Origin of the sequence: Corynebacterium mendelii, assembly GCF_017307055.1 — a bacterium.
In the GTDB taxonomy this organism is placed as follows: Bacteria; Actinomycetota; Actinomycetes; order Mycobacteriales; family Mycobacteriaceae; genus Corynebacterium; species Corynebacterium mendelii.
In genome coordinates, this window is record NZ_JAFLEQ010000003.1 from 56,876 (window position 1) to 69,645 (window position 12,770).

General features: G+C 64.2%; 11 protein-coding genes. 7 read left to right on the forward strand and 4 right to left on the reverse strand.

What is annotated here, in order from left to right; translation table 11 throughout:
• Nucleotides 1-71: 71 nt before the first annotated feature.
• Nucleotides 72-2,372, reverse strand: a complete 2,301-nt coding sequence (locus tag JZY06_RS00345; RefSeq protein ID WP_207117501.1) for a PASTA domain-containing protein — start codon at nt 2,370-2,372, stop codon at nt 72-74.
• 103 nt (nt 2,373-2,475) lie between these two features.
• On the opposite strand from JZY06_RS00345, the gene JZY06_RS00350 reads away from it, so the two are divergent.
• Nucleotides 2,476-2,844 carry an Rv2175c family DNA-binding protein gene (locus tag JZY06_RS00350; protein ID WP_330616987.1) on the forward strand — a complete coding sequence of 123 codons (369 nt, stop codon included), beginning with the start codon at nt 2,476-2,478 and terminating at the stop codon, nt 2,842-2,844.
• A gap of 152 nt (nt 2,845-2,996) precedes the next feature.
• On the opposite strand, the gene JZY06_RS00355 is transcribed toward JZY06_RS00350, so the two are convergent.
• Together JZY06_RS00355 and JZY06_RS00360 are read right to left on the reverse strand one after the other, a co-directional pair.
• Nucleotides 2,997-4,679 (reverse strand): alpha-(1->6)-mannopyranosyltransferase A, encoded by a 1,683-nt coding sequence (locus tag JZY06_RS00355; RefSeq protein ID WP_207117502.1) that lies wholly within the window; start codon nt 4,677-4,679, stop codon nt 2,997-2,999.
• Between the two features lie 163 nt (nt 4,680-4,842).
• Nucleotides 4,843-5,949 carry a polyprenyl synthetase family protein gene (locus JZY06_RS00360; RefSeq protein WP_207117503.1) on the reverse strand — a complete coding sequence of 369 codons (1,107 nt, stop codon included), beginning with the start codon at nt 5,947-5,949 and terminating at the stop codon, nt 4,843-4,845.
• Between the two features lie 248 nt (nt 5,950-6,197).
• Between JZY06_RS00360 and JZY06_RS00365 the strand changes: the two genes are divergently transcribed.
• A complete protein-coding gene (locus JZY06_RS00365; RefSeq protein WP_207117504.1) occupies nt 6,198-7,166 on the forward strand; it encodes a methylenetetrahydrofolate reductase in 969 nt (322 codons plus the stop codon).
• A 37-nt stretch (nt 7,167-7,203) separates the two neighbouring features.
• Here the strand turns inward: JZY06_RS00365 and JZY06_RS00370 are convergent, their stop codons facing one another.
• A complete protein-coding gene (locus JZY06_RS00370; protein ID WP_330616989.1) occupies nt 7,204-7,779 on the reverse strand; it encodes a GNAT family N-acetyltransferase in 576 nt (191 codons plus the stop codon).
• 295 nt (nt 7,780-8,074) lie between these two features.
• Here JZY06_RS00370 and JZY06_RS00375 point away from each other — a divergent pair, with 295 nt between their 5' ends.
• The 5 genes from JZY06_RS00375 (at nt 8,075) to JZY06_RS00395 (ending at nt 12,707) form a co-directional block, all read left to right on the forward strand.
• Nucleotides 8,075-8,491 (forward strand): SAV_6107 family HEPN domain-containing protein, encoded by a 417-nt coding sequence (locus JZY06_RS00375; protein ID WP_207117505.1) that lies wholly within the window; start codon nt 8,075-8,077, stop codon nt 8,489-8,491.
• A 307-nt stretch (nt 8,492-8,798) separates the two neighbouring features.
• Nucleotides 8,799-9,218: a DUF3040 domain-containing protein gene (locus tag JZY06_RS00380; RefSeq protein ID WP_207117506.1), complete on the forward strand. Its 420-nt coding sequence runs from the start codon at nt 8,799-8,801 to the stop codon at nt 9,216-9,218.
• Between the two features lie 669 nt (nt 9,219-9,887).
• Entirely contained in the window at nt 9,888-10,319 is a 432-nt protein-coding gene (mraZ, locus tag JZY06_RS00385) for a division/cell wall cluster transcriptional repressor MraZ (RefSeq protein ID WP_207118282.1), read from the forward strand.
• A gap of 429 nt (nt 10,320-10,748) precedes the next feature.
• A complete protein-coding gene (gene rsmH / locus JZY06_RS00390; RefSeq protein ID WP_377768982.1) occupies nt 10,749-11,771 on the forward strand; it encodes a 16S rRNA (cytosine(1402)-N(4))-methyltransferase RsmH in 1,023 nt (340 codons plus the stop codon).
• Nucleotides 11,772-11,996: 225 nt separating this feature from the next.
• On the forward strand, nt 11,997-12,707 hold the full coding sequence (locus JZY06_RS00395; protein ID WP_207117508.1) for a hypothetical protein: 711 nt from the start codon (nt 11,997-11,999) through the stop codon (nt 12,705-12,707).
• The last annotated feature ends 63 nt before the right edge of the window (nt 12,708-12,770 follow it).

The window sequence follows — 12,770 nt, forward strand, 5'->3', positions numbered from 1 at the left end:
ACGTCCCCCACACCGGCGGCAGGTATCGGGCGGCGGTGCGCGATCGACACAGCCTGCGGGAAAAGGAAAAACTAGTCGCGTTTCGTGGTTGTTGTTTTCGTGGTTGTCAGGGTGACTTTCTCGGCGGCGTGCGCCAATGCTCCGGCCGACGGTTTTTGTTTCGTGACGGTGTCCTCATCGCCGGCGGCTGTCTCGATTTCCCAGAACAGCTGGGCTTTTTCCAGTTCTTCTTTGGCTTCGGCGACCGTCATGCCGGTCACCGACGGCACCCGTTGCTCATCGGTGACCATGAGCATGACTTTTTTGTTGTGCGGGTCGAGCGCCTGGCCGGGCTGCGGGGTGGAATCTAGGACTTCATGCTCGACCGAGCCGCTGGTGGTTGACACCATCACCCGGTCAACGGTGATGCCCAAATCCCTCAGCTCGTCTTCCGCCTGCTGCTGGGACAGCCCCACAAGCTCCGGCATGGCGATGGCGTTGGAGACCACCAATGTCACATCGGATCCGGCCGGGGCGGTGACCCCCGGTCCGGGTTCGGTGGTGATCACCGAGCCACCGGGAATATCGGGGTTGAACTCTTCTCGCACGGCGGCGACAGTGAAGGTGGCCTGCTTGAGCCGTTCCACCGCGTCCTGCTCTGACATCCCGCGGATCATCGGAACCAGTTCCGGGCGGGGGCCTTTGGACAGGTGGACGGTGATTTTCGAACCGGCCGCCACCAAAGTGCCCGGCTCCGGGTCAACGCTGACCACATCACCGGCCGGGATTTCCCGGCTGAAGATGGCCTCACCGTTGGTCCAGTTCAGGGAATAGTCGGCCAGCACCTGGGCGTAGTCCTCCAGGTTTCTGCCCGCCGGGGGTTCAGGTACTGTCGGCTGACCTTTGCTGACCATCACAGCTACCGCATGGCCGTGGGGCAGGCGTTCACCGCCGGCCGGGGCAGTGCCCAGCACATCACCTTCCGGGTGCTGGTTGTCCCACACCTCGTTGACTGCCGCATCGTATCCGGCGTCACGCACAACTTCGGTGGCCTGCGCCTGCGACATGCCAATGACCTGCGGGACTTCGCCGTAGCGGCCGGATCCCAGCCACCATCCGCCCAGGGCGATAGCCGCCACCATGACGGCCACGACAACAAGCCACAGCCACAGTTTCGCCCCCGAGCGGTTGTTGATCTGCCGGGTCGGCGGCGGAATGTTCTCCGGGATGCGGGCCGCCTGCTGCGGTTCGGCGGGCAGCTGCTTTTGTGCAGTGTCATCCGGCACGTCGCTGTCGTCGGCGCCGATATCGGCCAGACCGATAACGCTGGTTTCATCCGGATCGTGGGCGGGCCGGTCATAGACCCGGCCCGGTTCGTCGTCCGTCCGGCCGGGGGCAATGATCTCGGTGGGGCAGTCTGCACCGTCGTCGTCGAGCAGCATGCCCGGCGGCGGGGTCAGGGGTGCGGCGGTGGTCATCACCGCTGTCGGATCCCCCGGCGGGGTGGATGCGGCCCGGGCGGCGGCGGCTTTTTTCGGCGCCGGGACGGTAAAGCCCGGAAGCTCCAGTGTCTTGGCCGTGCGCTGCAGGGTGGTCAGAAAATCGGCGGCATTTTCGAAACGGGAGTAGCGGTCGCGGTCACAGGCGATTTTGACCAGCTGATCAATGGCCGCGGGCACCCCTTCAATGCGGGAAGACGGGGCGGGCACACTGTGGTGCAGCCGGTCTTCGGCCACATCGAGGTCAGTGTCGCCGTGAAACGGGGTTTCCCCGGTGAGCATCTCGAAAAAGACCAGACCCGCCTGGTAGACATCGGCTTCCGGCCCCACCGGTTCACCGGTGACCTGCTCGGGGGAGAGGTATTTGACGGTGCCGTGGATTTTGCCGTCCGATTCAGCTGCCGCATCAGCGGCCCGCACCAGCCCGAAATCGGCCAGTTTCACCCTGCCGTCGGTGGTGACCAGAATATTGTCCGGTTTAATGTCCCGGTGGACCAGGCCCGCCTCGTGGGCGACATTCAACCCGGTCAACACTGATTTCATGACGGAGACCGCGGCATGCGGCGGCATGGGGCCGCGTTCGTTGAGCAGTTCCCGCAGGGTGCCGCCGTCGATGAGTTCCATGATCAAAAAGACTGTTTCGCCCTGGGAGCCGGTGTCGTAGACATTGACCAGGTTCGGGTGGTTCAGCTGCGCCATGGAGCGTGCCTCCCGTTTGAACCGGCCGGTGATCTCCGGGTTGCGGGAGAACTCATCGCGCAGAACCTTCGCCGCGACCGTCCGGCCCAGCCGCATGTCGATGCAGCGGTAGACCGTCGACATGCCGCCGCGCGCGATGACGGTGTCGATCCGGTATCTGTCGTCGAGAATCTCGCCCGGTTGAAGGGTAGCCATGGAACCAAGTATGGCCGATCGCACACCCCGTGCGCCAACACACCCCGGCTTTTTCCGGTCCGCGCCGACACCGCGGTGGACCCGGCACGATAAACTGGGGCATGTGAGTTCACATCTTGACCCCGCAACCCTCATCGGCCCCGACGAGCCGATGCTCCCGCTGGAAAAAGCAGCCGACATGATGGGCGTGCCCGCCAGCAAAATCGTGCACCTGGTGCGCGACGGAAAACTGATCGCCCTGAGATCAGCCGAGGGCCGGGTCATCCCGGGCCGATACCTCGACGACGACGGACGGCTGAACCGCTTCGTTCCCGGTATCACCGCGCTGCTCAAAGACGGCGGCTACAGCGACGAGGAAATCATCCGGCACCTGTTTGACAATGATGACACCCTGCCGGGCCGACCCATTGACTGCCTGCACGGGCATCTGGCCCGGGAGGTCATGCGCCGGGCGCAGGCCATGGCGCTGTAGCCGACAGCACACCGGCACCCCGCCGCGTGCTGTCACCTGCTTGATTCATACCCCACCCGTGACCGTTGACCCGCCGGCCCTGCGGCCGGCGGGTCCGTCGTCTGTCCGCTGTTTGTCACCGGGGTGTGCTCCCCGGTGTTGGTGGCCGAACGTTATGCCGGGAGCGTCGGGCTTGCGTCCCCGGCTGCGGCGGGGTGGGCCGCGGCCGGTTCATCCGGGCCCGTCAAACCCGCGTCAATGACCGGGGTCACCCAGTCGGTGAGCACCCAGGCAGCCAGCAGGGTGGGCACCATCCACACCGGGTTGTAGAGCTGGTGGTTGCCCGAGCCGGAGAAACTGACGGCGACAACAAGCGAGAAAAACACGGTCCACCAGCGGGTTTTCGGTCCCGGTCTGACAGTGCCCACAAGCGCGAGAATTGATGCGTAGTACCAGGGGAGTGCCACCGCGTTCAAGGTCACCGCGACCAGGTAGGCGGCGGTGATGCCGCGGGTGTTGGCCAGCAGTCCGCGGCGGAAATACCACCAGCACCACATCAGGCCAACCAGCAGCAGCACAACACCGATCCGGCGGGTGACGGCCACAACATCATTGAAATCCACCGTAAACCCCGCCATCTGGACAACCGGGGTGACAACAGAGGCGGCCGCGGTCGGAAGCGACAGCGGGTTGACCACTTTGGTGTTGCCGGACAGCTGGCCCAGCCACCCCCACCCGGCGCCGGAAGCCCAGGCGCACAGCGTCAGCGGCAGGGCGGCGGTCACAGTCATCACGGCCCCGGCGGCAAGGAAACCGGGAAGAGAAGTCCGGTGGCCCGCCTGGCGTTTTTTCAGTACTTTCTTCCGCCGCTTGTAGCGTTGTTTGATCGCCCGGGCCGGTTCGTGGGAATTGTCGGATGCAACCCCACAGTCGGCAAGTTCTTGATCGCGCCGCTGTTGTGCTTTCCTGATGCCGCGCGCAGCGGCGCTTTTGGTCAGCCGGGCGCCGTACATCCACACCATAAACGGCAGGGCGATCACAGCGGTGGCTTTCATGGCGACAGCAAGTCCGATGACAAGGGCCGCCGGGATGAACCGCCGGCACAGTGCCAGCCACACCGCGATACCGACCAGCCCGACCATCACCGATTCGTTGTGCATGCCCGCCACCAGATGCAGCAGCATCACCGGGTTGGCCGGACCCAGCCACAAAGCCAGCACCGTATTGCCCCCCAGGCGGCCGGCGATGCCCACCACAGAAGCCACAATGGCGATGTAGCCGGCAATGCTGATCAGTTTCAACAGCAGACATCCGGCGGTGATGCTGTCGCCGGTGATACCGACAACACCTTCGGCCAGCCACAGATGCACCGGGCCGTAGGGGGTGGTGGTGTTCCGCCAGTCGGGGGAGACCTCCAGAAGGATCGGACCCGGTGCCGCGGCCGCCCCCACCGTATAGGGGTCCAGGCCTTCTGCCATGAGTTTGCCCTGGATGAGATAGGAATAGACATCCCGCGACAGCATCGGTGCGGCAAGAATCAGCGGGGCGATCCACAACGCGATGGTGCGGATCATCGCCCGGTTGACCACCTCGACCGGGCTGCCGGTGCGCAGCGCCCGGAAAGCCTCCGCCCCGAGCAGTACCCACGCCATGGGCAGCACCACCAGACCTGCGGCCATGCCCACATTGGAAAACACAGCCCCGTGGCCGTAGGTGAGAAAACCCGCCCCGAGTTTTTCGAGCAGTCCGCCCCGCTGCCGCACCGCCCCCCCGCCGAACGACGACAGGGTCAAAAGCACGGTGGCTGACAACCCCACAATCGATGCCGCGGGGAGTTCTCGGCCGGCTACGCGCATGGCTGGTGCACCGTCGCTTTCGTGTCAAAAAACCGTGGGTTTGTCAGGGGGCGGGGACTGCTCAATCTTAAACACACCCTGCGACCCGGGGTAATGCGCTTGCACCGTGTGCGGCAGCTGGTGCGGCCGGGGGCGGAAAAAACAGTCGACGGGGCAAAAAAGATCAGTGCCGCCGGTCGGTGGCGGCATGCGCCAGATCAACAAGCACCCCGGTGACGGCGGGGGACAGCTCGGCTGCGGACAGCACCTCGATTCCGCTGCGGGTCAGCTCTGCGATGGCCTGTTCGGTTTCCGCCACCGCCGGGGTGGCGGCAATGATTCCGGATAGTTCGGCGATCTCGTCGTCCGAGGTGGCCGATCCGATACCGCGGCGCAGCCGCGCGGCGGCCGCCGGGTCGGTGGCATCCAGGTGCACCAGCGCATGGGCCAGCAGCTCGGTGCGTTTTCCCTCCCGGAGATCATCACCGGCCGGTTTACCGGTGACCTGCGGGTCGCCGAACACCCCGAGCAGATCATCACGCAACTGGAAGGCGGTGCCCACCAATTGTCCGAAACGCCGGTAGGCGGCGATCAGCCGGTCATCGGCGCCGCCGATGGCCGCCCCGAAATGCAGCGGCCGCTCAATGGTGTAGGCGGCGGTTTTGAGCAGGATCGTCCTGCGCGCCGACTCGGGACGCTCATCGCGGGCCGCCTCAATGGAGATATCCAGAATCTGTCCCGCGATGACCTCGGAGCGCATCGGCGCCCAGGCCGTCCACGCCCGCGACAGGGCGGCGGGACTGATTGATGAGCGGGCGAGAATATCGTCGGCCCACGCCAGCGCCAGATCCCCGGCCAAAATCGCCACTGAAGTGCCGAAACGTTCCCCGTCGCCGGACCAGCCGCGCGCGCGGTGGGCGGATTCGATGCGGCGGTGCATGGTCGGGTAACCGCGCCGGGTGTCGGAGAAGTCAATGATGTCGTCGTGAATCAGGGCACAAGCCTGGATCAGCTCCAGGGCACTGACCGCCTCGATGACCGCCGACGGATCTTCCTCGGCCCCGGCCGGATCCGCGCCGGGGGAGGTGACGGCACCGACATAACCGGCCCAGGCAAACAACGGGCGGACCCGTTTCCCCCCGCCGAGAACAAAATCCTCGATCTCGGCATTCAGTTCAGCGATAAAAGGATCAATCGGATCAAGCTCGGCGCGTGTGGACCGGAAAAATCCGGCCAAATGCTCGTCGACCATGGCTTTGACGGTGGCCGGATCAAGGGGGTGGGAAGTCATGGCGGGGTACCTGAACTATCGGTGGGCGGGTCTCATCGTCAGCGGACCCACCACCGGCCGACGGCGCAGCCGCGGCCACCGGTGGGCACGTGCATCAGAAACCTTACCCGTCGCCCGGCAGCCCATCCGGGGCCGGGAGCGGGGGTGGGGAAAGGGGGTGGGTGCGTCTAGGCAAAATAGACCGCTTTGTTCATTTTCTTGTTTTTCGTCTTGAAAACCTCCGGTATGGCCCGCCTATGATGACGCTCATGGCACCGCCCGAACATCAAGCGATCAATCAGCTTCCCATCACCGAAGCCATTGCCCGTCCGCACCCCGGACGGGTGCCGTTCTCGGTTGAATTCATGCCCCCGCGCACGGAAGCTGCTGAACAGCAGATGTGGGAGGCCGTCGATGCTTTCCACGATCTGGGGGCGGCATTTGCGTCGGTGACCTACGGCGCCGGTGGCTCAACCCGGGGACGCACCAGCCGTATTGCCCGCGAGTTCGCCCGCCGCCCGATCCCGACCCTGGTGCACCTGACCCTGGTCAATCACACGGTCGAGGAGCTGGAGGACATTTTGTGGATTTACGCCGGGCTGGGGTTGACCAACCTGCTGGCCCTGAGGGGTGATCCGCCGGGTAATCCCCGGGGCCGCTGGCAGCCGACCGAAGGTGGGCTGAATTATGCCCTGGACCTGATCAAACTGGTGCGCAGGCTTCCGGAAACCTCCCATTTCGAAATCGGTATCGCCTCGTTTCCGGAAGGGCACATCCGTGCTGCCTCGGTCGACGACGACACTTTGTGGACCCTGGCGAAACTGCGGGCCGGTGCCGACTATTCAATCACCCAGATGTTTTTCGACCCCGAGTACTATCTGCGGCTGCGCGACCGGCTGGTCGAGGCCGACCCGGAGCAGGGCGCCAAACCGATCATTCCCGGGATTATGCCGGTGACCTCCCTGCGGTCGATCACCCGCCAGGTGGAGCTGTCGGGTGCCCATGTGCCAGACCATGTCATGGATAAACTCACCGCCGCCGCCGGCGGGGATGAGAAGGCCAACGCTGCCGCCGTCAGGGAGGCGGGGATCGAGATATCGACCTCGATTGCCGAAAGGCTCATTGCCGAAGGGGTTCCCGGCCTGCACTTTATGACACTGAACCGGGAACGCTCCGTCCATGAGGTGCTGCACAATCTCGGGCTGGCTCCGGCTCCGGCTGCGGACGTGGTCGGCTAAACGCCCGCCCAACTGAACCCCGGCAGGCCGGGGTGCTTCAGCGTGTTCCCGATGCCGTAAGCGGCAGCTGGCGGCACAGCACCGCGAATGCGCGGTGGTCGCCGGGAAAGTGGAAGTTGCGCAGCACATCGGAAAAACCCAGCGACCGGTATAGGCCGAATGCCAGGTTGGCTTCCCGGTCGACCTCCGGAGTGGACAGCAGCGCCCGGGGGCAGTCAACCCCATCGAGCAGGTTCGTGACAAGCCTGCGGCCGATACCGTGGCCCTGCCAGGAGGGGGCCACATGGACTTCGGCGATTTCGAAATAGTCGTCGAGGACAGTGCGGTCGCAACGTGGTGCAACGGCATCATCCAGTCCCTGCCGGACCTGCTGCCACCACCAGTGGTGGGGGCGTCCGGGGCGTCCGAACGCCAGACCAATCGGTTGTCCCGAGGTGTTGGACCGGGCGACCATGCAGCAAAACCCCGCTTCATCGGCCATGAGCCGCCAGGCGGCAATGCGGGCCGGGCGGATGGCCGGGTTGTATTCCATGGCCGCCAGATAAATGTCGACAAGCCGCGGCACAAGACTGCGGTAGGTTGCCGGAGTAACCCGGTGAATGGAATACAACACGTAGAACAGCAAACCACGCCCAACTGGCTGCAAATGTGCGGATAGTCGGGAGTGTGTTGCCGGCCACCGCAGGCGGGGGAGGGGTGCGGTGGCGCCGGGGCGGGACAGGGGTGAAGTTTAGTAGAAAGAATGTTTGAACAATTGGGATGCTGGGCGCGGAGTTGTTCTCGGGGGCGTTTTCTACAGTTGGGGCATCAACCGGGAAAAATCATCCGGTTCCGATTTTTTCCCGAACGGCGGATTGTCCGCCGGGACTATCGGCGACAACCGGTGCAGGATAAGGAAGGCGGCGGCCATGACGGTAGGGACAGCATCAGTGCGCTCGGCAATGCTTGATGCCAGGGGCGAGTTTCTCGCCAAAGCCAACGCTCTGCTGGCTTTGTCTCGCAGGCAGTTGCGTTCCGGGGATGTTGATGATGCCTTCGAAAGCGCCTACCGGGCCGGGCTGCGCACCGCCGGGGCGCGGGTTGCATCAAGTGATGTGGCCCTGAAAAGACGGCAGCCGAGCTGCGCCTGGGAGAAATTGGCCCGGGTGGATGCCGAGGGGCGGCGGCAGGCCGCGGAATTCAGCCGCTGGATGCCGGTGCGCGAAAAAGTGATCACCGGACTCGCCTCCGTCGACCGGGATCTGGCCGAGGAGCTGATGGCGCAGGTCGAGCTTTTCATCACCGAGGTCGAGCGTGAGGCCGCGTGGCTGCCGGCGGCGGCCTAGGGTTGCCGGCCCACCCCTTGCCCCGGTTTTCCCTACCGCCGGGAACAATTGGAATACCCTGGACGTTGGACGTGTACAGAGGTTGCCAACCGGTGGCTTTCCGGCGGGTGTGACCCATTCGGCGGTAAGTGGCGGACGCAACCTGTGGCATGGAACACTGGGGCGACCCGGTCGGACCACTCCGCCACCCCCGTTCACCCGCGGGGATGTGCACATGACGGTGAGCAACAAAAACATCCGTCCACCAGTCGGCGTGATCGTTCACCGTGATATCTGACCACCGCATTCGCAGTCACAGGGAGGTACCGTGGCTTTATCCGAGCACGAACAAAAGGCGCTCGAAGAGATGGAAAAGGCACTGATCGCCGACGATCCGGATTTCGGATCCGGTTTCGTCAGCTCCGGCGCTCGTCCGTCCATCAGCTTGCGCGGCATTGCCGTTGCTGTTGTCGGTCTGTGCATGCTTGTCGGTGGCGTGGCCCTGAGCCAAAACAACATCTGGTTCGTCGCACTGAGTGTGGTGGGCTTTTTGGTGATGTTCGGCGCCGGTATCTGGATGCTCAAGGGAAGCGACAGCTCCCCGGCATCATCAACTCCCCCCAGCAAGACTCTCGGGGGGTTCGGGGAATCCACCGGCGGTGCCGACGGGAAAAACAAGAAAGCCGGCGGCCTCGGTGATCGTATGGAAGACAGCTTCCGCCGCCGCTTCGACGGACCGCAGTACTAGGTAGCCGCGTCTTGCCGGCGGGCAGGTAAAAAAAGAATATGCACTTTCAGGCCCCCGGGGCCGGGATGAGCGGACACATTCTGTCCATCCCGCCCGGGGGCCGTCTTCATTTCTTTTTTCTGCGGCGCCCCCTTTCCACTTTTTCTGTCGGCGGCAACCCGGCCCGGGAGGGGAGTCCACCCGGCACCCCACTGTGTCCCACTGTGATGCCCCACTTTCCCCCACCTGGCGAGGATGACGGTGGGGCGCCGGCCTGCCGCGGCCGGTTCAACCCTCCGGGGAAAGTAGGTGAAAAAGCAGGTAGAAGACGTGTGTCCGGTGACGGTGAAAGGTGGGCGGCGGTGATCGCCGCAGATGTCGCCGCCGGCTTGCCTCATGGTGAAAATGGTGTGGAAACAGACGCCAGTGACTGGTGAGGGGGATTGTCGGCGTGTCGCGCCCCACCGTGGTTTATCTGCTTTGAACTGCGAAAATATAAATTACATTAATGGTGTTCGGGGTGGCTTATGGTTTTTGTGGGGGAAAGTGGGGTAAAGTGGGGCGCAGCGGTTGACGAGAGGTATCCAGTGACTATGTGGCACACCGGTACTTGTCGGCCCAACCTCCACGAACAACCGAATAAGCGACAACGACCGATCGACGTGCATTCGGGACAAGGAGGTGCCGGAGTTGTTCCTCGGTACCTACACCCCGAAACTCGACGACAAGGGACGGCTGACCCTGCCGGCCAAATTCCGCGATGAACTCGCGGGAGGCCTCATGGTCACCAAAGGCCAGGATCATTCACTGGCCGTCTACCCGAAAGACGTGTTCACCGAACGCGCCCGGAAGGCGGCGGCAGTGTCGAGAACCAACGCTGAGGCGCGGGCTTTTATCCGGCATCTCGCAGCGAGTGCCGATGAGCAGCGTCCGGATGGTTCAGGCCGGATCACCTTATCGGCGCAGCACCGCGACTATGCGGGGCTGACAAAAGAATGCGTCGTCATCGGTTCCATGGATTTTCTGGAGATCTGGGATGCGCAGTCCTGGGCCAACTACCAACAGGAGACGGAGGAAGTTTTCTCCGTCGCCGAAAACGACATTCTGGGTGACCTGCTCTAGTGCGGGTTGACTGAAGAAAACAACTGAATCGACTATTCGGCCCTTCCATCCGATCGGCCGCGGTGTTTTTCAAAGGCTTGGACAACCGGGTACCGGCTTGGACTCTGTCCGGCGGATGGCAAACGGCTTCTGGTGTACTTCCCCAACATCAGAACTGTTTCCCGCCGGGCAGGGCCCAACCGGTGCCGGGAGCGGTAAAAAGACCACGGTTTACCGACACGGTGGGGTCGCCCACACGGCACGTTCCCACCGCCACACGGTGGGATTTCGTGTTCCGGGACGACAAACACAGCACATCTTTTACCGCCCGGAAAAAGAATTTGCCCAGCTCACATGCTTTCTGCGGCAGTTGGGGCGGGTGTGGCCGGGAAGGGAAAAATTCCCGCACAGAAAAAACCGAACGATTCTCACACCGAAAGGGGGGCGAGGGTGACAATAACCGGCACCGACCAGCACGGCCGCTTCGGCCATCAGCCGGTGATGATGGACCGCGTCACCGAGCTGCTCCGCCCGGCTGTGGAATCGCGGGGCGACAAAGCGGTCATCGTCGACTGCACCCTCGGGGCCGGGGGGCACAGTGAACACTTCCTCTCCGTTTTCCCGGAAACCAGACTCATCGGGGTCGACCGGGATACCCGCGCCCTGGATGCCGCACGCGCCAGGCTCACTGGTTTCGGTTCCCGCTTCACCGGCGTGGCCACCCGCTTCGATGAAGTCGGCGACTGCCTTGCCGCGCTGCTCGCCGACGGGGGCGATATCCCGGAACCCGTCCGCTTGGCCGACAGCTGCGGAGTGAGTGCATTCCTGTTTGATCTGGGTGTGTCCTCCATGCAGCTGGACCAGCCGGAACGGGGGTTTTCCTATGCGGTCAACGCCCCGTTGGATATGCGCATGGACACCACCCAGGAGTTCACCGCGGCCGATATCGTTAACACGTTCTCTCACGGGGAAATCGCGAAAATCCTGAAAGATTACGGGGATGAGCGTTTCGCCGGGAAAATTGCCTCACTGATTGTCCAGCAGCGGACACAGGAGCCGATCCGGGACACCGAAACTCTGGTGGAGATCATCTACCGGGCGATTCCCGCCCCGGCCCGGCGCACCGGCGGGCATCCCGCCAAACGCACATTCCAGGCTCTGCGGGTGGCGGTCAACAGTGAACTCGACAGCATCGCCCGGGCGCTGCCCGCCGCAATGGACATGCTCGCCCCCGGCGGCCGCATTGTGGTGATGAGCTACCAGTCCCACGAGGATCGTCTGGTCAAAAAGCTGTTCCGCCAGGCCACCGCCAGTCGGCAGCCGGCCGGACTGCCGGTCGACCTGCCCGGCCTGGCCCCGGAATTCCGGCTGCTGACCCGCGGTGCGGACACCGCCACCGAGAAAGAAATAGCGGCCAATCCGCGGGCGAAACCCGCCCGGGTGAGGGCCATTGAGAAACTTCCCGACACGTGACGGCGAGCCGACTGTCCCCGGCACGACAACCACAACTTCATTCCGGCCCGCAAACGCCAAGGTGGACACCGCCGCTCGTTTTCCACCGCACCGGTTGTTGCTTGCCGCCGGAAGCCGTGGCTTCGTTGAAAAGCGGCCACGACACGTGTTTTACCCCCGAACAACAGAATTTTTCCTCCCACCGCGCCAGCAGTTGCACCGATTCCCACCGTGAGGCCGACGTTCATGACCAGCACCCAGACCCGGACCAGCCGCCCGAAGGCTTCGCTCACCCGCGCCACCAGCCCCACCCGGGCCACCAGAGGCGCCGGGGCACCCACCGGGCTTAAACGCGGCACCGGTTATCTTCCCGGCCATCAGCCGCTGCCCAGGCGTACCGGTTCCAAGCAGGTGACCTCCATCAGGGGCCGCCGGGTGGTGGCGCCGAAAGCCGATCCGCGCTACATCCGTTTCACGGTGTTGGTCATCGGCGTGCTCATCGGCGGGATCGTCGGCACCCTCAGCCTGGCGGGGGTGACCACCCATCAGTCCTATCAGATCGCCCACCTGCAGGGGCTTGACGCACAGCTGGACAACCAGCTGGAAACCCTCCACCGCGACCATGAGGCGGCCCGGTCCGCCGCCGACATGGCCCGGCGGGCCTCGGACATGGGCATGGTGGTGGCCGACCAGCCCGGCATCATTGCTGTCGGCGTCGATGACCAACCGGTCACGGTGCGGCAACCTGACGCGTCGAAAACACGCCCTATTATTGATGTCAACGGCAATCGTGTCCGTCCGCTGCCCGCCACTTCCGATCCCGAAGAGACCGCCGCCTTGATTGATAATCTGCAGGCCATCCCCGGTAACGCCACTCCCGGTGCCGCCGCCATTCCCGCTGTCGCCCCCTACAGCCCGAACATCCGCTCCGCGGGCGCGGGCGGTAACGGCCAGTGACCGGACATTACCGTGGCCGACGGCGCCGCGGTGAGTCTTCGGCCTCGAAGGACTATTCGCGCG

Bases quoted from the DNA above. Each gene is read 5' to 3' on its own strand.
- JZY06_RS00395 (WP_207117508.1), top strand. From the start codon at position 11,997: ATGACCAGCACCCAGACCCGGACCAGCCGCCCGAAGGCTTCGCTCACC.
- JZY06_RS00365 (WP_207117504.1), top strand. From the start codon at position 6,198: ATGGCACCGCCCGAACATCAAGCGATCAATCAGCTTCCCATCACCGAA.
- JZY06_RS00375 (WP_207117505.1), top strand. From the start codon at position 8,075: ATGACGGTAGGGACAGCATCAGTGCGCTCGGCAATGCTTGATGCCAGG.
- JZY06_RS00345 (WP_207117501.1), bottom strand. From the start codon at position 2,372: ATGGCTACCCTTCAACCGGGCGAGATTCTCGACGACAGATACCGGATC.
- JZY06_RS00355 (WP_207117502.1), bottom strand. From the start codon at position 4,679: ATGCGCGTAGCCGGCCGAGAACTCCCCGCGGCATCGATTGTGGGGTTG.
- JZY06_RS00360 (WP_207117503.1), bottom strand. From the start codon at position 5,949: ATGACTTCCCACCCCCTTGATCCGGCCACCGTCAAAGCCATGGTCGAC.